19 protein-coding genes and 1 pseudogene are annotated in these 21,649 nt (G+C 68.1%); 11 read left to right on the top strand and 9 right to left on the bottom strand.

What is annotated here, in order from left to right; genetic code table 11:
• The first annotated feature begins 33 nt into the window (after positions 1–33).
• The 5 genes from ACWGI6_RS00625 to trxA all read left to right on the top strand — a co-directional run bounded on the left by ACWGI6_RS00625 (position 34) and on the right by trxA (position 5,083).
• Positions 34–1,755 carry a protein kinase family protein gene (locus ACWGI6_RS00625; protein WP_453265475.1) on the top strand — a complete coding sequence of 574 codons (1,722 nt, stop codon included), beginning with the start codon at positions 34–36 and terminating at the stop codon, positions 1,753–1,755.
• A gap of 229 nt (positions 1,756–1,984) precedes the next feature.
• Positions 1,985–2,680, top strand: a complete 696-nt coding sequence (gene sigM / locus ACWGI6_RS00620) for an RNA polymerase sigma factor SigM (RefSeq protein WP_453265474.1) — start codon at positions 1,985–1,987, stop codon at positions 2,678–2,680.
• Positions 2,677–3,624, top strand: coding sequence for an anti-sigma factor family protein (locus ACWGI6_RS00615; protein ID WP_453265473.1), 948 nt, complete (start codon positions 2,677–2,679; stop codon positions 3,622–3,624). The genes sigM and ACWGI6_RS00615 overlap by 4 nt, the downstream gene beginning before the upstream one ends.
• A 114-nt stretch (positions 3,625–3,738) precedes the next feature.
• Positions 3,739–4,710, top strand: a complete 972-nt coding sequence (gene trxB, locus ACWGI6_RS00610; RefSeq protein ID WP_453265472.1) for a thioredoxin-disulfide reductase — start codon at positions 3,739–3,741, stop codon at positions 4,708–4,710.
• 46 nt (positions 4,711–4,756) lie between these two features.
• Positions 4,757–5,083, top strand: a complete 327-nt coding sequence (gene trxA, locus ACWGI6_RS00605) for a thioredoxin (RefSeq protein WP_030075727.1) — start codon at positions 4,757–4,759, stop codon at positions 5,081–5,083.
• 85 nt (positions 5,084–5,168) lie between these two features.
• Here the strand turns inward: trxA and ACWGI6_RS00600 are convergent, their stop codons facing one another.
• The 9 genes and pseudogenes from ACWGI6_RS00600 to rpmH all read right to left on the bottom strand — a co-directional run bounded on the left by ACWGI6_RS00600 (position 5,169) and on the right by rpmH (position 12,010).
• The gene (locus ACWGI6_RS00600) at positions 5,169–5,786 is read right to left on the bottom strand and encodes a GNAT family N-acetyltransferase (RefSeq protein ID WP_453265471.1); all 618 of its coding nucleotides are present in this window, start codon (positions 5,784–5,786) and stop codon (positions 5,169–5,171) included.
• Positions 5,787–6,091: 305 nt separating this feature from the next.
• Positions 6,092–7,189: a ParB/RepB/Spo0J family partition protein gene (locus tag ACWGI6_RS00595; RefSeq protein WP_453265470.1), complete on the bottom strand. Its 1,098-nt coding sequence runs from the start codon at positions 7,187–7,189 to the stop codon at positions 6,092–6,094.
• Complete coding sequence (locus ACWGI6_RS00590) at positions 7,186–8,256, bottom strand: AAA family ATPase (protein WP_453265469.1); 1,071 nt, start codon at positions 8,254–8,256, stop codon at positions 7,186–7,188. Before ACWGI6_RS00590 ends, ACWGI6_RS00595 begins: the two co-directional genes overlap by 4 nt.
• 306 nt (positions 8,257–8,562) lie before the next feature.
• Positions 8,563–9,288, bottom strand: coding sequence for a 16S rRNA (guanine(527)-N(7))-methyltransferase RsmG (rsmG, locus tag ACWGI6_RS00585; RefSeq protein WP_393904299.1), 726 nt, complete (start codon positions 9,286–9,288; stop codon positions 8,563–8,565).
• A 135-nt stretch (positions 9,289–9,423) separates the two neighbouring features.
• Positions 9,424–9,930, bottom strand: a complete 507-nt coding sequence (locus tag ACWGI6_RS00580) for a Jag family protein (RefSeq protein WP_453265468.1) — start codon at positions 9,928–9,930, stop codon at positions 9,424–9,426.
• A gap of 14 nt (positions 9,931–9,944) precedes the next feature.
• The gene (yidC, locus tag ACWGI6_RS00575; RefSeq protein WP_453265467.1) at positions 9,945–11,096 is read right to left on the bottom strand and encodes a membrane protein insertase YidC; all 1,152 of its coding nucleotides are present in this window, start codon (positions 11,094–11,096) and stop codon (positions 9,945–9,947) included.
• A 3-nt stretch (positions 11,097–11,099) separates the two neighbouring features.
• Complete coding sequence (yidD, locus tag ACWGI6_RS00570; RefSeq protein ID WP_006604423.1) at positions 11,100–11,417, bottom strand: membrane protein insertion efficiency factor YidD; 318 nt, start codon at positions 11,415–11,417, stop codon at positions 11,100–11,102.
• 62 nt (positions 11,418–11,479) lie between these two features.
• Positions 11,480–11,848: pseudogene (rnpA, locus tag ACWGI6_RS00565) on the bottom strand (ribonuclease P protein component); the annotation flags it as partial.
• Between the two features lie 24 nt (positions 11,849–11,872).
• A complete protein-coding gene (gene rpmH / locus ACWGI6_RS00560) occupies positions 11,873–12,010 on the bottom strand; it encodes a 50S ribosomal protein L34 (RefSeq protein WP_030354375.1) in 138 nt (45 codons plus the stop codon).
• Between the two features lie 380 nt (positions 12,011–12,390).
• On the opposite strand from rpmH, the gene dnaA reads away from it, so the two are divergent.
• The 6 genes from dnaA (at position 12,391) to gyrB (ending at position 21,643) form a co-directional block, all read left to right on the top strand.
• Positions 12,391–14,334, top strand: a complete 1,944-nt coding sequence (gene dnaA / locus ACWGI6_RS00555; RefSeq protein ID WP_453265466.1) for a chromosomal replication initiator protein DnaA — start codon at positions 12,391–12,393, stop codon at positions 14,332–14,334.
• A gap of 1,026 nt (positions 14,335–15,360) precedes the next feature.
• Positions 15,361–16,491, top strand: coding sequence for a DNA polymerase III subunit beta (gene dnaN / locus ACWGI6_RS00550; RefSeq protein WP_393904302.1), 1,131 nt, complete (start codon positions 15,361–15,363; stop codon positions 16,489–16,491).
• A 188-nt stretch (positions 16,492–16,679) separates the two neighbouring features.
• Positions 16,680–17,558: a phosphogluconate dehydrogenase (NAD(+)-dependent, decarboxylating) gene (gene gnd / locus ACWGI6_RS00545; RefSeq protein WP_453265465.1), complete on the top strand. Its 879-nt coding sequence runs from the start codon at positions 16,680–16,682 to the stop codon at positions 17,556–17,558.
• A 62-nt stretch (positions 17,559–17,620) separates the two neighbouring features.
• Positions 17,621–18,757, top strand: a complete 1,137-nt coding sequence (gene recF, locus ACWGI6_RS00540) for a DNA replication/repair protein RecF (protein WP_453265464.1) — start codon at positions 17,621–17,623, stop codon at positions 18,755–18,757.
• Positions 18,754–19,290: a DUF721 domain-containing protein gene (locus ACWGI6_RS00535; protein ID WP_393904305.1), complete on the top strand. Its 537-nt coding sequence runs from the start codon at positions 18,754–18,756 to the stop codon at positions 19,288–19,290. Before recF ends, ACWGI6_RS00535 begins: the two co-directional genes overlap by 4 nt.
• A 322-nt stretch (positions 19,291–19,612) precedes the next feature.
• Entirely contained in the window at positions 19,613–21,643 is a 2,031-nt protein-coding gene (gyrB, locus tag ACWGI6_RS00530) for a DNA topoisomerase (ATP-hydrolyzing) subunit B (RefSeq protein ID WP_453265463.1), read from the top strand.
• The last annotated feature ends 6 nt before the right edge of the window (positions 21,644–21,649 follow it).

The raw sequence follows: 21,649 nt of genomic DNA, 5'->3' as shown, positions 1-21,649 counted from the left end.
GAGCCTGCAACGGATGGGGAGGCAGGAACGACGGTGGCGGAACGGAGCACGGCTGCCGTCGACGTGGCTGACACGAGCGGTGAAGAACCGCTGACCGCCAAGGCGGGTAAGGCCACGGACGACGGTGCTAAGGCCGAAGAGGTATCCGGCAGGGAAAACGACGCCGAGGGCACCGACGAGGAGCGTGCCGCGGCGATCGAAGCCGAGCCACCGGAGCTGCACAGCGGCCACAAGCTTGCCAGACGTTACCGCCTCGAGGAGTGCGTCACCCGTCTGGACGGATTCAGCAGCTGGCGCGCGGTCGACGAGAAGCTGCGCCGCGCCGTCGGCGTGCACATCCTGCCGGCCGACCACCCGCGGGCCCGACCGGTACTGTCCGCCGCCCGTTCCTCGGCGCTGTTGGGCGACCCCCGGTTCGTCCAGGTCCTCGACGCCGTCGAGGAGAACGACCTCGTCTATGTGGTCCATGAGTGGCTGCCGGATGCCACCGAGCTCACCACGGTGCTCGCCAACGGCCCGCTGGAGCCGCACGACGCCTACCAGCTCGTCAGTCAGGTCTCCCAGGCCATGGCCGCCGCGCACCGCGAGGGCCTGTCCCATCTGCGGATCACGCCCGGCTCGGTGCTGCGTACGGAGTCCGGGCAGTACCGCATCCGTGGGCTGGCCGTCATGGCCGCGTTGCGCGGCATCACCTGCGAGCACCCGCAGCGCACGGACACAGAGGCGATCGGGGCGCTGCTCTACGCCGCGCTGACCCAGCGCTGGCCTTACGAGAACGACGCGCATGGCCTCACCGGCCTGCCCAAGGGCGTCGGGCTGATCGCACCCGACCAGGTGCGCGCCGGTGTGCACCGCGGGCTGTCCGAGCTCGCCATGCGCGCTTTGATCAACGATGGCGCCACGGCCTCCCGCCAGGAGCAGCCGTGCACCACCCCGGAGGAGCTGGCCAAGGCCGTGGCGGCCATGCCGCGTATCCGGCCTCCGGAGACCTCCTTCACCACACCTCCGCCGTATCAGCGCACGGGATACCAACAGGGCAACTATCGGCAGCCGTCGGCTCGCCCCGCCCAGGCGAGCCATGCGCCCCAGCCTGTCGCCGCTCCGCCGCCCCCGCTGCAGAGCCGCACCGGCCGTGCGCTGAAGTGGTCCGTCTCCGCGCTGCTCATCGCGGCGCTGGGACTGGGCAGCTGGCAGCTGGCGGACACCCTGCTGAAGCGGGAGAACGACCAGGACGACCCGGGTAACGCACAGCCGAGCAGCGGCGCGGCCAAGAAGCCCAAGGGCAAGCCGATCAAGATCATGGAGGCCGGGGAGTACTACCCCGACGGCCAGCCGCAGCACGCGAATCAGGCGCAGGACACAGTCGACGGGAATCCCGGCACCTACTGGGGCAGCAAGGGCTACCGCGAGGGCCCTGATCTGAATCCGGCCTTCAAGAAGGGCGTCGGCCTCGTCTACGACCTCGGCTCGCAACAGCAGATAAGCGGGGCGTCGATCGGACTTCACTACAGCGGCGATCACACGACCGTGAACCTCTATGCGGCCGATTCGCTCTCCGCTTCCCAGCCGCTCAGCTCCATGCGCCGGCTCGGAACGGGCAGGACCTCGGGCTCGACTGCCAAGGTCAAGCTGAAGCAGCCGGCAAAGGCGCGCTACGTCGTCGTATGGATCACCGCGATGCCGTATGCGCCGGGCGATGGGTACAGCAGCGCCGGGTACCGGCAGGGTGTGACAGAGGTGTCCTTCACCAGCTGAGCAGCTGGTGAAGGCGGCACGGCTGTCCAGGGCAGTATGTGGGGCTCCGAGGTCCGGCAATCCGGGCGGAGCCCCACACTCTTGGGCTCAGCTTGTGTGTGGACCGCCCACGTGAGAACGGCGCATATCGGCCACCGGCCTGCACACCGTCGCCTTTCGACAGCATTTACTTTCGTGACCTGGCGGGCTTCAATTGGACCGAGATCAGGCAGCTACGGCCGGGGGGCCCGTGTCCACCGACAGCGACAAGGCTTCGACACCAACCGACGCCGATCTCCTTGCCCTGCATGTAAAGGGCGACCCTGACGCGTTCGGGGAGATCGTCCGGCGCCATCGCGACCGGCTCTGGGCGGTGGCACTGCGCACCCTCAGTGATCGCGAAGAGGCCGCCGACGCCGTGCAGGATGCTCTGGTCTCCGCCTATCGCGCAGCCCACACCTTCCGCGGGCAGTCCGCCGTGACGACCTGGCTGCACCGCATCACGGTCAATGCCTGTCTCGACCGGGCCCGCAAGGCCGCCTCACGGCGCACCTCGCCCGTCGCCGAGACCGAGCGGCTGGAGCAGCTTCTCGAACCCGAGGAATCCGCCGCGGCACCCGCCGAGCGCCAGGATCTGCACCGGGAGCTGCTGAGTGCCCTCCGCACCCTTCCCGAGGAACAGCGTGCCGCTCTCGTCCTCGTCGACATGCAGGGCTACCCCGTCGCGGAAGCGGCGGCGATCCTGGAGATCCCCACCGGCACGGTGAAAAGCCGCTGTGCACGGGGCCGTGCTCGGCTTCTCCCCTTGGTCACCCATCTGCGCACCGACAACGGGGATAGCAAACCCGCGAGCGGGGGAAGGAACCGGGCGCAGGGGACATCCGTCCCACCGACGGCAGGGCCGAACGACACAGGTGCCGTGAAGGGCGGAGGTGGGCGAGCGTGACGTCGACGACCGGCACGGGTGAGCACCCCACAGGTGAGCACCCGGAAGTCTCCGAGATCTCTGACCTCACGGACGGGCTGCTCTCTCCCTCCCGCAGCGCGGACGTGCGGCATCATCTCGCCGGCTGCCCGCTGTGCGATGACGTGTATGCGTCCCTGGAAGAAATCCGGGCGCTGCTCGGCACCCTCCCCGGCCCGATCCGCATGCCGGCCGATGTTGCCGGCCGCATCGATGCCGCCCTCGCCGCCGAGGCGCTGCTGGACGCCAGGACTCCCGCTGCCGGGGCTCGTGTTTCACGTGAAACAGCCACCGCCACCGTCGCGGTTTCACGTGAAACCGACGACGCGCCTCCCAACCGTGCCATGCCGACCACCCGGCCGGCCGGACGGCCCCGGCGATCCTCTGGGCCAGGTCGCCCGTCGCCACGCGGCCGCTCTTCTCGTTCGCGGCGCTGGCCCCGGATTCTGCTCGGCAGCGCCGCAGCCGCGGCGGTCTTCAGCTTCGGCGGCCTGCTCATCCAGAACGCCGCCGTCGATGGCACCCAGGCAGGCCACCATGGCCGGGCCACCGCCACCCCCGAGAAGACCACGGAGGGTGCAGCCGCTCTGACCGCCGCCAGCCTTGGATCGCATGTACACGATCTGCTGGCGTCAAAGGGCTCACACAAGTCCCCGGACATCGGCACCCGAACCTCTCCCGAGTCGACGCTGCGCGGTGGCGCCGACACCATTCCGTCGTGCGTCCGCCTGGGCACCGGGCGCACGGAAGCGCCGCTCGCATCCAGCCACACCCGGTACCAGGGCAAGGACGCCTACCTCGTCGTGCTGCCGGATCCGTCCGATCCGAAGCGCGTCTCTGCCTATGTCGTCAGTTCCACCTGCGTCTCCGCCACGCCACCGGTTCCCGGAAAGGTCCTGCTGTCTCACTCGTACCAGCGAGACTGAGCGACGAGCAGTCCGCTGTGACACTCCGGGAATGCTCGCCCCGTAGGATCCGTTGGGTGGGGTGAGAGTTCCGAGAGCCCCAGCAAGCAGTCGGCAGAGACAAGGAAGACACCCGTGAGCGACGTCCGCAACGTGATCATCATTGGCTCCGGGCCCGCGGGCTATACCGCAGCGCTCTACACCGCCCGCGCGTCCCTGAAGCCGCTGGTCTTCGAAGGTGCCGTCACCGCCGGAGGCGCGCTGATGAACACCACTGACGTGGAGAACTTCCCCGGTTTCCGCGACGGCATCATGGGGCCGGACCTGATGGACAACATGCGTGCCCAGGCGGAACGCTTCGGCGCCGAGCTTGTGCCGGACGACATCGTCTCGGTCGACCTCTCCGAGGAGATCAAGACCGTCACGGACACCGCTGGAAATGTGCACCGGGCTAAGACCGTGATTGTCAGCACCGGATCCCAGCACCGCAAGCTCGGCCTGCCCCGTGAGGACGAGCTGTCCGGCCGTGGCGTCTCCTGGTGCGCCACCTGCGACGGGTTCTTCTTCAGGGACCAGGACATCGCCGTTATCGGGGGTGGCGACACCGCGATGGAGGAGGCCACCTTCCTCTCCCGCTTCGCCAGGTCGGTCACGGTCGTCCACCGCCGGGACACCCTGCGGGCGAGCAAGGCCATGCAGGATCGTGCCTTCGCCGACCCGAAGATCAAGTTTGTGTGGGACAGCGAGGTCGCCGAGGTCCACGGAGAGGGCAAGCTCTCGGGTCTGACGCTGCGCAACCTCAAGACCGGCAAGACTTCCGAGCTGCCCGTCACCGGCCTCTTCATCGCGATCGGCCACGACCCGCGGACCGAGCTGTTCAAGGGTCAGCTGAATCTCGACGACGAGGGCTACCTCAAGGTCGATGCGCCCAGCACCCGGACCAACCTGACGGGCGTCTTCGCCGCCGGCGATGTTGTCGACCACACCTACCGCCAGGCGATCACCGCGGCCGGCACGGGCTGCTCCGCCGCCCTCGACGCCGAGCGGTACCTCGCTGCGCTGTCGGACAGCGAGGCGTCCGAGCCGGACAAGATCGCCTCCGTCTGATCCGCGCACTCAGCTTTCCCACCACCCACCCAGTAAGGAGATTGCCATGGCCGGCGCCACGGTGACCGTCACGGACGACAACTTCGAAGAGGTCGTCCTCAAGAGCGACAAGCCCGTCCTCGTGGATTTCTGGGCCACCTGGTGCGGCCCGTGCCGCCAGGTTGCCCCGTCCCTGGAGGCGATTGCCGCCGAGCACGACGAGATCGTCATCGCCAAGCTGAACACCGACGAGAACCCGGCAACCACCGCCAAGTACGGCGTCATGTCGATCCCGACCATGAACGTCTACCAGGGCGGCGAGGTCGTGAAGACCATCGTCGGTGCCAAGCCGAAGGCTGCGATCGAGCGCGACCTGTCGGACTACCTCGCCTGAGTCGCGTCACCACGTTTCACGGGAAACGGGCCTGCCCCCACCGAAGGGGCAGGCCCGTTCTCTGTTTCACGGGATACCACATGCCTCAGAGCGGTCGCAGGGCCGGTTCCTTCTGCACAGCTCCCAGCAATCGGTCGATGGCCAGCTCGACATCTTCCTTCCACGAGATCGTGGTCCGCAGCTCAAGGCGTAGCCGGGGAAAGCGGGGATGGGGCCGTACGGTCTTGAAGCCCACCGCGAGGAGATGATCGGCGGGCAGCACACATGCCGGCTCGCTCCAGCGGGCATCACCGAAGGCCTCGATGGCTTTGAAGCCACGCTGGATGAGGTCCTTGGCGACCGTCTGGACCATCACCCGCCCGAGCCCCTGGCCTTGGTAGCCGGGGATCAGCCACGCCGTCAGCAGCTGCACTGCGTCCGGTGAGACCGGGCTGGTGGGGAAGGCCGTGGACCGCGGCACATACGCCGGCGGGGCGTACATCACGAACCCGACGGGCACCTCGTCGACATAGACCACCCGTCCGCAGGACCCCCACTCCAGCAGTACTGCCGAGATCCAGGCTTCCTTCTCGAGCTCGGGGCGGCCCGCCTTTACCGCGGCCTCGCCGCTGACGGGGTCGAGCTCCCAGAAGACACAGGAGCGGCAGCGCTTGGGGAGGTCCGGAAGGTTGTCCAACGTGAGCGGTACGAGCCGACGGCCCATGGAACCAGGTCCTCGCTTCCCTCGCCTGCCACACCAAGCGCCGTCAGCGCCGCCTGCTCTCTGAGCAGACCACCAACGAATCCTCCGACAGCTGCGAGGCCGAACCCCGCTGCCAACAGTCCGGTGCGGCTCACCGATTGCATGGCCCTCTCCTCGGTGTGAGGTGTCTCCACATGGATGCGTGCCATACCCGAACGCATCGTATCCACCCTTTACGGGCACGGGTACCGCAAGAGAGCAAAGGGCGGGCCGTGTTCCGGTATGCACTCCGGAACACGGCCCGCCCTGGAGCCGAGAGCATCAGCTCACTCTTCTTCGTTGTTCTCCTCGGCCAGCGACTGACCCAGGACACGCCCCTCGCCAGGAGCGAGCGTGCCGAGGATGCGCTCCAGATCGTCTATCGAGGCGAACTCGACGACGATCTTTCCTTTCTTCTGCCCCAGGTCGACCTTCACCCGGGTCTCAAAGCGGTCGGACAGCCGGGAGGCCAGACCCGTGAGCGCAGGGGACACCCGGGTGCCCGCACGGGGCCCCTTGGCCTTGCTCGCGCTCTGGGGGGCCGACCCCATCAGCGTCACGATCTCCTCGATGGAACGGACGGACAGCCCCTCTGCCACGATGCGGCGTGCGAGGTGGTCCTGCTCTTCCGAGTCCTCCACGGAAAGCAGAGCGCGGGCGTGTCCTGCGGAGAGCACACCTGCGGCGAGCCGCTTCTGTACGGACGGCGAGAGCTTCAGCAGCCGCAGCGTATTGGAGACCTGCGGGCGCGAACGCCCGATCCGGTCGGCCAGCTCGTCATGCGTGCACTTGAAGTCCTTCAGCAACTGGTCGTAGGCGGCTGCCTCTTCCAGCGGGTTGAGCTGTGCCCGGTGGAGATTCTCCAGAAGCGCATCGAGCAGCAGCTTCTCATCGTCCGTGGCCCGAACGATCGCGGGAATCTTTTCCAGGCCGGCCTCACGGCACGCCCGCCAGCGGCGCTCACCCATGATGAGCTCATACCGCCCCGGTCCCGTCTGCCGGACCACCACCGGCTGGAGGAGGCCCACCTCCTTGATGGAGGTGACCAGCTCGGCAAGGGCGTCCTCGTCGAAGACATCACGCGGCTGGCGCGGGTTCGGCTTGATCGCGTCCAGCGGCACCTCGGCGAAGTGCGCTCCTGCCACTTCTGAGACACCCGCCGACGTTGCCGCCGGCCCGGCCGGTGTTTCCGTTTCACGTGAAACACCGTGCGCCGGCAGCGATGCCACCTTGGCGGCCGCTACTCCTCGCTCCGGGGCCAAGACCGGTGCGGACGACGGTGACGCCGCTCCCTGCCCCGCAGGCCCGGCATGGTCCGTGCTCTGCGGTGCCGCGGGGATCAGCGCACCGAGCCCACGGCCCAGGCCTCTACGTCGTTCGCTCACTGAGTCCCCTCCGAGATGCTGTGCTGTGCTTCATAGTTGACGCTGAGGCCCTGGTCCCCGGTCTGCGGGGCCCCACGCAACGCGATCTCTCGGGCCGCTTCGAGGTAGGAAAGCGAGCCACTGGATCCCGGGTCATAGGTGAGCACCGTCTGCCCATAGCTGGGGGCCTCGGAGATGCGCACCGATCGGGGGATGCTCGTACGGAGCACCTCGTGGCCGAAGTGACTGCGCACCTCGTCGGCGACCTGAGAGGCCAGCCGGGTGCGCCCGTCGTACATAGTGAGCAAGATCGTCGAGACATGGAGCTTGGGGTTGAGATGCCCCCGCACCAGGTCGACGTTCCGGAGCAGCTGGCCGAGCCCCTCAAGCGCGTAGTACTCGCACTGAATCGGGATCAGTACCTCGGCGCCGGCTACCAGAGCGTTCACTGTCAGCAGTCCGAGCGAGGGCGGGCAGTCGATGAAGATGTAGTCCAGCGGCTGTTCATACGCCTGGATGGCCCGGTCGAGGCGGCTCTCACGGGCCACCAGCGAGACCAGCTCGATCTCCGCACCGGCCAGATCGATGGTGGCGGGCGCGCAGAACAGGCCCTCCACGTCCACGACCGGCTGCACGACGTCGGAGAGTGGCTTGCTCTCCACCAGTACGTCATAGATGGACGGCACTTCGGAGTGGTGGTCGATCCCCAGCGCCGTCGACGCATTGCCCTGGGGATCGAGATCGATCACCAGAACCCGTGCACCGTGCAGGGCCAAGGAAGCCGCCAGGTTCACCGTGGTCGTGGTCTTGCCGACCCCGCCCTTCTGGTTGGCAACCACCATGACCCGCGTCTGTTCAGGCCGGGGCAGCCCCTCACCCGCGCGGCCAAGTGCCTCTACCGCCAGCTGAGCTGCACGACCGATCGGGGTGTCGTCCATCGGGGGCGGCGTTTCACGTGAAACGTCGTCCCCGAACGACTCGTTACGGGGACCGGGGACCGGGTCGGTCATCGGTCCCGCGATGTTGGCGTCGGACCGCAAGGATTCACTCTCCTCGACATCAGGCTCGCAATGTTCAGAGCCTGCCATGCTTTCGGTGTCGTGAACCAGTGAGGTCCGTTCTCCTGTGGACGAATCCACTTCTGTGGATACTTCGCTGACCCTTGCGGGCCTACGGTCGCGCGGCGCGGCGGCCGCACGACCTCGGTCGATGATCCCTTGCAGCAGAGAACGACGTTTCACGTGAAACACGATGCCAGCGTCGCGCCTGAATTAGCCGCGACACTCCGTCTTGCGTCGTTTTGATGGCATTTACGAGATTCGCCCGTTCCTTTCTTTATGGAACGGCGCACCCGGGCCATCGAGGCCGGCCTGTAGCGCTCCGGCACCAGGGCGTCAGCGTCGGCGGCCCCTCGACACACGGCCCACCCGCGCCGCCTTCGCCCGCTTGGCAGCGAAGCGCACACCGCCGGGGCTCTCGCCCACCTCGACCCGCACGACGGTCGACGGCGGATCCACGATGCCCTCGCCCACGTGCACCACCGATGTCTCCACCACGCCCAGCTTGCTCAGCGCCGCCCGAGCTCCCTTGAGCTCCTCCTCCGCCGCATCGCCCTTGAGCGCCAGCATCTCGCCGTAAGGACGCAGCAGCGGAACACCCCAGCCGGCCAGCCGGTCGAGCGGGGCGACGGCACGCGCCGTCACCACATGCACCTGGGGAAGCTTGCCCATGACCTCTTCGGCCCGCCCGCGCACGACGGTGACATGGTCCAGCCCGAGCAGCTCGACGACCTCCTGGAGGAAGTTCGTACGCCGCAGCAGTGGCTCCAGCAGCATGATCTTCAGGTCCGGGCGTACCAGAGCCAGCGGGATACCGGGCAGCCCGGCCCCCGATCCCACATCGCAGACCGAGACGCCCTCGGGCACCACCTCGGAGAGCACCGCGCAGTTCAACAGATGCCGCTCCCACAGCCGCGGCACCTCGCGCGGGCCGATGAGCCCCCGCCGCACCCCGGCGTCGGCGAGCAGTTCGCCGTACCGCACGGCCTCCGGAAAGCGCTCGCCGAAAACCTCCTCCGCCGCCTTCGGCGCAGGAGGGAGCTCCGCTGCTGCCTCCGTCACGGGAACCGCCCTTCCTTTGGACTGCTTTTCCTGCCGGGAACCCGGGTTACGCCCCCGGGATAACACAGAACGCTGACAACGTTTGGCCCCGCCTGCGAGCAGACGGGGCCAAAGAAAAACGGGAGCGCTGAGCGGTCAGGCCGGGAGAACAACCACTCGGCGCTGCGGCTCCTCGCCCTCGGACTCGCTCTGGAGCCCGGCCGCCGCCACCGCGTCGTGGACGACCTTGCGCTCGAACGGCGTCATGGGGTCGAGCTTCACCGGCTCGCCGGTGCCCTTGACCTCCTCCGCCGCCTTCGCGCCGATCTCCGCAAGCTCCTCACGCTTACGCGCCCGGAAGCCGGCGATGTCCAGCATCAGACGGCTGCGGTCACCGGTCTCACGGTGAACGGCCAGCCGGGTCAGCTCCTGCAGCGCCTCCAGCACCTCACCGTCGCGGCCCACCAGCTTCTGCAGGTCACGGCTGGTCGATTCACTGATGATCGACACAGCGGCACGGTCGGCCTCGACATCCATGTCGATGTCGCCGTCGAGGTCAGCGATGTCCAGCAGACCCTCGAGGTAGTCGGCCGCGATCTCGCCTTCCTGCTCCAGGCGGGTCAGGGTGTCGGTGCCCTTGGTGGCAGGGGTCGTGTCCGTCACGAAAGGACTCCTTCTTACTTCTTGGACGGGTGCTTGGGGCGCTGCTGGCCCTTGCGCTGACCGGACTTGGTGGTGCGGGAGCCGGAGGCGCCGCCCTTCTCCTTGTCCTCCTGCGCGTCCTTCTTCTCCAGCGACTGCTTCTTACCGGCACCCTGACCGGCGTCCGTGCCACCCGACGCGGATCCGGCACGCGTACGGTTCTGCGCACCGCCGGCCGCACCGCCGGCCGGAGCGCCGCCGGTGTGCCGCTTGGACTTCGTCTGACGCTTGGGCTGCTGGCGGTTCTGGCGCGCCTCCTCGGCGGCCTGCTTCGCCTCGACGACGACCGGGTCCTCGACGATCTTGCCCGCGGCCCGCAGCCGCTCCTGGCGCTCCGCGAAGGCCTTGCTGCCCGGGGTCGGGTTACGACGGATGACGAACATCTGCTGGCCCATGGTCCACACGTTGGTGGTCAGCCAGTAGACGAGCACACCGACGGGGAAGTTGATGCCGAAGACGGCGAACATGATGGGGAAGACGTACATCAGCATCTTCTGCTGCTGCATGAACGGCGTCTTCACCGTGAGGTCGACGTTCTTGGTCATCAGCTGGCGCTGCGTGTAGAACTGCGACGCCGACATCAGGACGATCATGATGATCGTGACCACGCGGACGTCGGCCACAGAAGCACCGAGGCTCTGGATCTTCTCCGCGCTGTCCATGAACTTCGCCGCCAGCGGCGCACCGAAGATGTGCGCCTTCTGCGCGCTCTCCAGCAACGGCTGGTCGATGACGCCGACCGTCTTGTTCTGCGCGATGTGGCTCAGGACCTGGTACAGCGAGATGAAGAACGGCGACTGGGCCAGAATCGGGAGACAGCTCGAGAGCGGGTTGGTGCCCGTCTCCTTGTAGAGCTTCATCATCTCTTCGGACTGGCGCTGCTTGTCGCTCTTGTAGCGCTCCTGGATCGCCTTCATCTTCGGCTGGAGCGCCTGCATGTTCCGCGTCGACTTGATCTGCTTCACAAAGAGCGGGATCAGGCAGATACGGATCAGCACCACCAGCGAGACGATGGACAGACCCCACGCCGCGCCACTGTCCTTGTCAAAGATGAGGCTGTAGAGCGAGTGGAACTGGACGATGATCCAGGAAACAGCGATATAGAGGGGACCGAGGATCGTGTCCACGAATCAGGCTCCTTGGGCGTTGGGCTGAGTCTCGGGCTGGGCGACAGGCTCAGGGACGGTGGGCCCGCCCAGGCGGCTCCTCAGCCGCTGATGCCAAACCGGACGCTTCCGGGGAGGGACGTGGTCGACGCCACCGAGCGACCACGGATTGCATCGCAGGATGCGCCAAGCTGTCAGCGCAGTCCCTTTCACCGCGCCGTGCCGGTCGATGGCCGTGTAGCCATAGTGCGAGCACGACGGGTAGTACTTGCAGACCGGCCCCAGCAAGGGGCTGATGGTCCACTGGTAGATCTTGATCAAAAGCAGCAGCGGGTACTTCACTGTGCGCTCCCTCCCGGGTCCCGTCCGGGGTTCCGGGGGGCGTCCCCCGGGGGATTGCAGCCTCTCGGCACCCCTCCCAGCAGCCGCTCAAGGGCGGCATCCAGGTCGCGGGCCAGCTGGTCATGATCCGCATCACCCGCGCAGGGCAGGGCCCGTACGACAACCAGGCTACCGGCGGGCAGCCGGTCCAGCCGGTCGCGCACGAGATGTCGAAGCCTGCGCTGGACCTTGTTGCGCACGACAGCGTTTCCCACTGCCTTGCTCACGACGAAACCCGCACGTGCCGGGGGAACACTTTCCCCCGACCCGTGCGGGTCCGTTGCACCGCTGCGGAAATGAACGACAAGGAGCGGGCGCCCGGCCCTGCGTCCCCGGCGTACCGCGGTCGCAAAGTCCTCGCGCCGCCTCAGCCGATTCTCGGTAGGCAGCACGTCATGGACCTAGGCTCAGGCTGCTCAGGCCGACAGGCGGGCGCGACCCTTGCCACGGCGGGTTGCGAGAATCGCGCGGCCGGCGCGGGTCCGCATGCGCAGACGGAAGCCGTGGGTCTTCGCGCGGCGGCGGTTGTTCGGCTGGAAGGTGCGCTTGCTCACTCGGGGGCTCCAGGAATGCTTGTTGTCTCAAGGAAGAGACAGATGTGGGGCGTCGAATGGCTGTCACCGTGCGCCCACGAGTAGCTCGCAACGCCTAAGTGCACCGCTACACGATCACTCGAGCGTGATCTTTGCCCATCGGAGGCAGGCGGCAGCAGCCATCGACAACTCGACCTGGTCACGGTACGCGCGGCTACGCCATCCGGTCAAACCGGCTTCTCGGCAGCGCCTGCAAGCCCCTTGTCAGGACACACTATGCACAGCCTGTGGACAACAACTTGAATCCCCAGGCCCGCCCTGACTACCGTGGCTGAACTCCGATTCCTTCCCGCCCGTCCTGAGAATCACACATTCGTGGGACTGCTGAGAGAGCGTGCCCCGTGGCTGATGTACCTGCCGATCTTGCCGCAGTGTGGCCGCGCGTGCTCGACCATCTCCTTCGCGCGGAGGCCGACGGGCTCAAGCCCAAGGACCAGGACTGGCTCAAGCGCACCCAGCCGCTGGCGCTGGTCGCCGACACCGCGCTGCTCGCCGTCCCCAATGAGTTCGCCAAGGGTGTGCTCGAAGGCCGGCTGGCGCCGCTGATCGGGGAGGCCCTCAGCCATGAGTGCGGCCGCCCGATCCGGATCGCGATCACCGTTGACGACTCGTCCGAGGAGCTCCCGGCGCAGTCCGCACCGCCCGCGCCCCAGCACCAGGCGCCCCAGCACCAGGCGCCTCAGCAGCACGCTCCGCACCATCAGCAGTCGCATCAGTCACAGCAGCAACACGATGCCTACGACGGGTACGAAGCGCGGCACGACAACCGCCATGACAGCCGTCACGACAACCGGCAGGGCTACGGACACCAGGGCGACGACCTGCCCGGCGTCCGCCCCGCCTATCCGGACTACCAGCAGCCCCGGCACGAGCCCGGAAGCTGGCCGCAGCACTCCTCCGGTATGGCCGGCGGCCCCGGCCCGCGCGAGGACTACGGCTGGCAGCAGCAGCACCTCGGCGGCTTCCCCGAGCGCGACCCCTACGCCTCCCCGTCGTCCCATGTAGCGCAGCATCAGCCGCGGCAGAACGACTACCGCGGGCAGGCGCCCGACCGCAGCGGGCCGCCACAGCACTCGGACGGTCGCTCCCCTTATGACCAGCCGCGCCGCGGCCTCTCCGAGCATCAGCCCGGCGGGCACAACGGCCGCTCGGGCGTTCCCGGCTCCGGCCCCGGCGCCGTGCTTCCCGCGCCCAGCGGTGCGCCCAGTCCGCTCGCCGCGCAGCCCGCGCCGGCCACCGGCCCCGGTGAGCCGACCGCGCGGCTGAACCCGAAGTACCTCTTCGACACCTTCGTCATCGGTGCCTCGAACCGCTTTGCGCACGCCGCCGCCGTCGCCGTCGCCGAGGCGCCGGCCAAGGCGTACAACCCGCTGTTCATCTACGGGGAATCGGGTCTCGGCAAGACCCATCTGCTGCATGCGATCGGGCACTACGCGCGGAGCCTGTACCCCGGCACCCGGGTGCGGTACGTGAGCTCGGAGGAGTTCACCAACGAGTTCATCAACTCCATCCGGGACGGCAAGGCGGACGCGTTCCGCAAGCGCTACCGCGACATGGACATCCTGCTGGTCGACGACATCCAGTTCCTGGCGAGCAAGGAGTCGACGCAGGAGGAGTTCTTCCACACCTTCAACACGCTGCACAACGCGAACAAGCAGATCGTGCTCTCCAGTGACCGGCCGCCCAAGCAGCTGGTCACCCTGGAGGACCGGCTGCGCAACCGCTTCGAGTGGGGCCTGATCACCGACGTCCAGCCGCCCGAGCTGGAGACCCGGATCGCGATTCTGCGCAAGAAGGCGGTCCAGGAGCAGCTGAATGCGCCGCCGGAGGTGCTGGAGTTCATCGCGTCCCGGATCTCACGCAACATCCGTGAGCTGGAGGGCGCGCTGATCCGGGTCACGGCGTTCGCCTCGCTCAACCGGCAGCCGGTGGACCTGGGGCTGACCGAGATCGTGCTGAAGGATCTGATCCCCGGGGGCGAGGATGCCGCACCGGAGATCACCGCGACCGCGATCATGGCGTCGACCGCCGACTACTTCGGGCTGACCATCGACGACCTGTGCGGCTCCTCGCGCAGCCGGGTGCTGGTCACCGCCCGCCAGATCGCGATGTATCTGTGCCGCGAGCTGACCGATCTCTCGCTGCCGAAGATCGGCGCGCAGTTCGGCGGCCGGGACCACACGACCGTGATGCACGCCGACCGCAAGATCCGCGCGCTGATGGCCGAGCGTCGCTCGATCTACAACCAGGTCACCGAGCTGACCAACCGCATCAAGAACGGCTGAGGCCGGCCACCGCTGATCCGCCGGCCACCGCAGGACGTCCGAGGGCGCTCCGGACCCGCTCCGGGAGCGCCCTTCGTCGTACCGGGCCGTTCGGCGAAGCGCCGGCGTCTGCCCGTGCCTCTCCGCGCCCCGCAGGCCGTCGAGCGAGCCGTCCTGGGCACTCCGGAAGGCGTCACGCACCTCTCCCGAGCCGGTCCGGAGACTCTCCTGAGCCCTGCCCGTCCCCACTCCGATCCGCCCAGCCGCCATCCCAAACCTGTGGAGTGCGTCTGCGGTGTTCGATTCCGCGGCTGGTCACGGTCTCCCTCCACAGATTGGGCAAGATTCTTCCGTCCACATCCTGGGGAGGGGAAAGTTATCCCTGTGGGATCCACAGGCCGGTGTTCTGACGGGGCATCGGAGGAGGTCAGCAGCGTGTGGATTTGTGGCCAACTCTCCTCCACAGGGTGTGGACAGAGATTTCGTCCACAGGAGGGGCCGCGTCTTGTCCACCGCCCGCCCACAGGCAAGCCGCTGTTGTCCCCAGCAATCCCCAGCTTCTCCACACCGCTGTCCACTGTTCGGCAACGCAACACCCGCTCTCACCGGGCCGAGTGAAAGCGGTCACACCAAGGTGGTCGGTTGGGCTGTGGGGAACGTGGGTAAAGCTGGGGACGGCGCTGGGGAGAAGTGCCTGTCCCCTGTGCATCGGGTGTGCAGAACTTCCGGCGGTCCACAGAACCGCCGGCTTTTCCACGACCGCCGCCCACAGGGGCAGTGGACAAAAAATCCGCGTTGACCTGCGCAAAAGCAGTTGTCCACGGTTTCCACAGCCCCTACTACTACGACCACGGATATCTACCGGGGAACTCGTTCGGAAACGGGGCCTGTGCACAAGTTGGCCGCCGGGCGTCCGACATCGGCCGAGCCGACTTGACCCCGAGCCGCACCGACTGTCCGTGGCGTGCGTCAGACTGGTCTCCGGCAACCCAGCCGACGACGAAGGCCAGCAGGGCGAGAGCCAGCAACAGCAGGAGGCGGTTTCCGGTGAAGATCCGGGTGGAGCGCGATGTACTCGCGGAGGCAGTGGCCTGGGCGGCCAAGAGCCTCCCGGCCCGTCCGCCGGTGCCCGTCCTCGCGGGCCTGCTGCTGAAGGCGGAGGACGGCGCGCTGAGCCTCTCCGGCTTCGACTACGAGGTCTCCGCGCGGGTCTCGGTGGAAGCAGAGGTGGAAGAGGAGGGCACGGTCCTCGTCTCCGGCCGGCTGCTCGCCGACATCTGCCGTGCGCTCCCCAACCGCCCGGTGGAGATTTCCACCGACGGTGTACGAGTGACCGTCGTCTGCGGCTCCTCGCGGTTCACCCTCCACACGCTTCCTGTGGAGGAGTACCCGTCCCTGCCGACGATGCCCACCGCCACCGGCACCGTCCCCGGTGAGGTCTTCGCCGCGGCCGCCGCGCAGGTCGCCATCGCCGCCGGCCGTGACGACACCCTTCCGGTGCTCACCGGCGTACGGATCGAGATCGAGGGCGACACGGTCACCCTGGCCTCCACCGACCGCTACCGCTTCGCGGTGCGTGAGTTCCTGTGGAAGCCGGAGAGCCCGGACGCCTCCGCGGTCGCGCTGGTCCCCGCCAAGACGCTGCTGGACACCGCCAAGTCCCTGAGCAGCGGCGACACCGTCACGCTCGCGCTGTCCGGCTCCGGCCAGGGCGAGGGCCTGATCGGTTTCGAGGGCGCCGGGCGGCGGACGACGACGCGTCTGCTGGAAGGCGACCTGCCGAAGTACCGCACGCTCTTCCCGACCGAGTTCAATTCGGTCGCCGTGATCGAGACCGCCCCGTTCGTCGAGGCCGTCAAGCGTGTGGCGCTGGTGGCCGAGCGGAACACCCCGGTCCGGCTGAGCTTCGAGCAGGGTGTGCTGATTCTGGAGGCCGGCTCCAGCGACGATGCACAGGCTGTGGAGAGGGTGGACTCCGACCTGGACGGCGACGACATCTCGATCGCCTTCAACCCCGGCTTCCTCCTGGAGGGCCTGTCGGCCATCGACTCCCCGGTGGCGCAGCTGTCCTTCACGACCTCGACCAAGCCCGCGCTGCTGAGCGGCCGGCCGGCCAAGGACGCCGAGGCGGACGACGCGTACAAGTACCTGATCATGCCGGTGCGGCTCTCCGGCTGACGCCCGGACAGCGGGGGGGGGGTGGCGGCTGTCCGGCGGACCCCGGACAGCGCCCTGGCCACGCAGCTTGCGGCGACCGGCTGAAGGGTCCCTGATGAGCGGCTGAGCCCACAGGTGTGCGCGGACCTGCGGGCGTAGGCTCGGACCCGGGTACGAACAGCAACGACTACGTGCAAAGAGGGTCTCTGATGGAGCTCGGTCTCGTCGGTCTCGGCAAGATGGGCGGCAATATGCGCGAGCGCATTCGCCGCGCCGGCCACACCGTCGTCGGATACGACCGCAACCCTGACGTGGCGGATGTCAACAGCCTTCAGGGGCTGGTGGACAAGCTCAAGGGTCCGCGGGTGGTCTGGGTCATGGTGCCGGCCGGTGCCGCCACCCAGTCCACGATCGACGAGCTGGCCGAGCTGCTCTCGCCGGGCGACATCGTCGTGGACGGCGGCAACTCCCGCTGGACCGATGACGAGAAGCACGCCGAGGAGCTGAAGGCCAAGGGCATCGGCTTCGTCGACTGCGGTGTCTCCGGCGGTGTCTGGGGCCTGGAGAACGGCTATGCCCTGATGTACGGCGGTGACAAGGACGATGTCGCCAAGGTGCAGCCGGTCTTCGACGCCCTCAAGCCCGAGGGGAAGTTCGGCTCGGTGCACGCCGGCAAGGTCGGCGCCGGCCACTTCGCGAAGATGGTCCACAACGGCATCGAGTACGCCATGATGCAGGCCTACGCCGAGGGCTGGGAGCTGCTGGAGAAGGTCGACTCCGTCACGGACGTGCGGGAGGTCTTCCGCTCGTGGCAGGAGGGCACGGTCATCCGCTCCTGGCTGCTCGACCTGGCCGTCAACGCCCTCGACGGCGACGAGCACCTCGAAGAGCTGCGCGGCTTCGCCGCCGACTCCGGTGAGGGCCGCTGGACGGTCGAGGCCGCCATCGACAACGCCGTGCCGCTGCACGCGATCACGGCCTCGCTCTTCGCGCGGTTCGGGTCCCGTCAGGACGACTCCCCGCAGATGAAGATGATCGCCGCGCTGCGCAACCAGTTCGGTGGCCACGCGGTCGAGAACAAGAAGTAGCAAAACAGCAAGCACCGCAGAAGTAACAGGCAGCAAGAGCCGGGGGAGGTCGGCGTCCAGCCATGCACGTGTCGCATCTGTCCCTCGCCGACTTCCGCTCGTACGCCCGGGTCGAGGTTCCGCTCGACCCGGGCGTCACGGCTTTCGTGGGCCCCAACGGGCAGGGCAAGACCAATCTGGTCGAGGCGGTCGGCTATCTCGCCACGCTCGGCAGTCACCGGGTCTCCTCGGACGCCCCGCTGGTGCGGATGGGCGCCGAGCGGGCGATCATCCGGGCCGCGGTCGTCCAGGGTGAGCGGCAGCAGCTGGTCGAGCTGGAGATCAACCCCGGCAAGGCCAACCGCGCCAGGATCAACCGGTCCTCCCAGGTCAGGCCGCGGGATGTGCTGGGGATCGTCCGGACGGTGCTGTTCGCGCCGGAGGACCTGGCGCTGGTCAAGGGCGATCCGGGGGAGCGACGGCGGTTCCTGGACGAGCTGATCACCTTGCGTTCGCCGCGGATGGCGGGGGTGCGCTCGGACTACGAGCGTGTCCTCAAGCAGCGCAACACCCTGTTGAAAACCGCCGCGTTGGCGCGCAGGCACGGCGGGCGGCAGATGGATCTGTCGACCCTGGACGTGTGGGACCAGCACCTGGCCCGCGCGGGCGCCGAGCTGCTGGCGCAGCGGCTCGATCTGATCGCCGCGCTGCAGCCGCTCGCGGACAAGGCCTATGAGCAGCTGGCGCCGGGCGGCGGGCCGCTGGCGCTGGAGTACCGCGGTTCGGCGGGCGAGGCGATGGCCGCCGCCTCGACCCGCGAGGAGCTGTACGGGGTGCTGCTGGCGGCGCTCGGCGAGGCCCGTAAGGGAGAGATCGAGCGCGGGGTGACGCTGGTCGGCCCGCACCGCGACGATCTGGTGCTCAAGCTGGGGCAGCTCCCGGCGAAGGGGTACGCCAGCCATGGCGAGTCCTGGTCGTATGCGCTGGCGCTGCGGCTGGCCTCGTACGACCTGCTGCGCGCCGAGGGCAATGAGCCGGTGCTCGTGCTCGACGACGTCTTCGCCGAGCTGGACGCGCGGCGCCGCGAGCGGCTGGCGGAGCTGGTGGCCCCGGGCGAGCAGGTGCTGGTGACGGCCGCCGTGGACGACGATGTGCCGGGCGTTCTGGCCGGGGCGCGCTATGCGGTGTCCGACGGCGCCGCGGAGAAGGTGACTCCGTGAGCGAGGAGCAGCCCGACGGCGCCAAGCCTTCCCCTGAGCTCTCCGGTGTGGATCTGGCCCGGCAGGCGCTGGTGGCCGCCAAGGAGCAGGCGCGTGCGCGGGGCGCGGCCGCGCAGCAGAAGAAGCAGGCCAGACGCGGCGGGCTGCGCTCGGGTGCGCGGGCCGACGGCCGCGATCCGCTGCCGCTCGGTGCGGCGATCAACCGGCTGATCACGGAGCGCGGCTGGGAGACCCCGGCGGCGGTCGGCGGGGTGATGGGGCGCTGGCCGCAGCTGGTCGGGCCCGAGGTGGCGCAGCACTGTGAGCCGCAGAAGTACGACGAGGACGCCCGCGTCCTGACCGTCCAGTGCGATTCGACGGCCTGGGCGACGCAGCTGCGGCTGCTGGCCCCGACGCTGGTGGCCCGCCTCAACGAGGACCTGGGCCACGGCACCGTGAAGATGCTCAAGGTGCTGGGTCCCGGTGGCCCCGCGCGGCGGTACGGATCGCTGCGGGCACCGGGAAGCAAGGGCCCGGGCGACACCTACGGCTGAGCCCTCGGGCCTCCTTATACGGGTGAGGCGGGTGCGACTCCGCTCACGGTAGCCGCCGGTTGACAGCCGGAAGCGCTGAGTGCCCGTGTGAGCGTCCTGAGGCCCCTTCTCGGATATGGGGAGTCGGCGGACGCCAGTTCAGGGCGGCACATGACGACTCAGGTGCCTGCAAACCCCCATGAGTGTCGGCGCTACCGGTAGACTGGTGGCAATCCCGCCCACTCGCGGAACATGTCGAACGACGTAGCCGCTCCCGCCTGTCCTCCCAGGGGTGATCCCCACAGGCGCGGAAGGGCTCGTGCTGTGCCAGAAAGGGCGCTTCGTGGCCGACTCCGGCGACCTCAACGAGAACAACGCAGCTTCTACTGAAGAGGGGGTTCCTGCCGGCGCCATGGGCGACTCCTCGGTGGAGAAGTCGTACGACGCCAGCGCGATCACCGTCCTTGAGGGCTTGGACGCGGTCCGTAAGCGCCCTGGCATGTACATCGGCTCGACGGGCGAGCGTGGTCTGCACCACCTCGTGCAAGAGGTCGTCGACAACTCCGTCGACGAGGCGATGGCCGGTCACGCCGACACGATCGACGTGACGATCCTGGCCGACGGCGGCGTCCGCGTCGTCGACAACGGCCGCGGTATCCCGGTCGGCATCGTGCCGTCGGAGAACAAGCCGGCCGTCGAGGTCGTGATGACGGTGCTGCACGCCGGCGGCAAGTTCGGCGGCGGCGGTTACGCGGTCTCCGGTGGTCTGCACGGCGTGGGTGTCTCCGTCGTGAACGCGCTGTCGCAGCGGGTGGCGGTCGAGGTCCGCACGGACGGCTACCGCTGGACGCAGGAGTACAAGCTCGGTGTGCCGACCGCGCCGCTCGCCAAGCAGGAGGCGACGGACGAGTCCGGCACCTCGGTGACGTTCTGGGCCGACGGCGACATCTTCGAGACCACCGACTACAGCTTCGAGACGCTGTCCCGCCGGTTCCAGGAGATGGCGTTCCTCAACAAGGGCCTGTCGATCTCGCTGACCGACGAGCGCGCCGACCACGTGGACGAGGAGGGCAAGCCGCTCTCCGTGCGCTACCACTACGAGGGCGGCATCGTCGACTTCGTGACGTACCTGAACTCGCGCAAGGGCGAGCTGGTGCACCCCACGGTGATCGACGTGGAGGCCGAGGACAAGGAGCGGATGCTCTCGGTCGAGATCGCGATGCAGTGGAACACCCAGTACAGCGAGGGTGTCTACAGCTTCGCGAACACCATCCACACCCACGAGGGCGGTACGCACGAAGAGGGCTTCCGCGCGGCGCTGACCGGTCTGATCAACCGTTACGCGCGCGACAAGCGGCTGCTGCGGGAGAAGGACGACAACCTCACGGGTGAAGACATCCGCGAGGGTCTGACGGCGATCATCTCGGTCAAGCTCGGCGAGCCGCAGTTCGAGGGCCAGACCAAGACGAAGCTGGGCAACACCGAGGCCAAGACCTTTGTGCAGAAGGTCGTCCACGAGAACCTCACGGACTGGCTGGACCGCAACCCCAACGAGGCCGCGGACATCATCCGCAAGGGCATCCAGGCGGCGACCGCCCGCGTGGCGGCCCGTAAGGCGCGCGATCTGACCCGCCGCAAGGGCCTGCTGGAGACGGCGTCGCTGCCGGGCAAGCTGAGCGACTGCCAGTCCAACGACCCCGAGAAGTGCGAGATCTTCATCGTCGAGGGTGACTCCGCCGGCGGCTCGGCCAAGTCCGGCCGTAACCCGGAGTACCAGGCGATCCTGCCGATCCGAGGCAAGATCCTCAACGTCGAGAAGGCCAGGGTCGACAAGATCCTGCAGAACAACGAGGTCCAGGCGCTGATCTCGGCGTTCGGCACGGGCGTGCACGAGGACTTCGACATCGCGAAGCTCCGCTATCACAAGATCATCCTGATGGCGGACGCCGACGTCGACGGTCAGCACATCAACACCCTGCTGCTGACCTTCCTCTTCCGCTTCATGCGGCCGCTGGTCGAGGCGGGGCACGTCTACCTCTCCCGCCCGCCGCTGTACAAGATCAAGTGGGGCCGGGACGACTTCGAGTACGCCTACTCCGACGCGGAGCGGGACGCGCTGATCGAACTCGGCAAGCAGAACGGCAAGCGGATCCGCGAGGACTCGATCCAGCGGTTCAAGGGTCTCGGTGAGATGAACGCCGAGGAGCTGCGCATCACGACCATGGACACCGACCACCGGGTCCTCGGTCAGGTCTCGCTGGACGACGCGGCCCGTGCGGACGACCTGTTCTCCGTGCTGATGGGCGAGGACGTCGAGGCGCGCCGCTCGTTCATCCAGCGCAACGCCAAGGACGTCCGCTTCCTCGACATCTGAGCCCTG

This window comes from Streptomyces sp. NPDC054786 (assembly GCF_053611685.1).
Note: the sequence above shows the minus strand (reverse complement) of the source record. Positions and strands in the feature narration are given on the sequence as shown.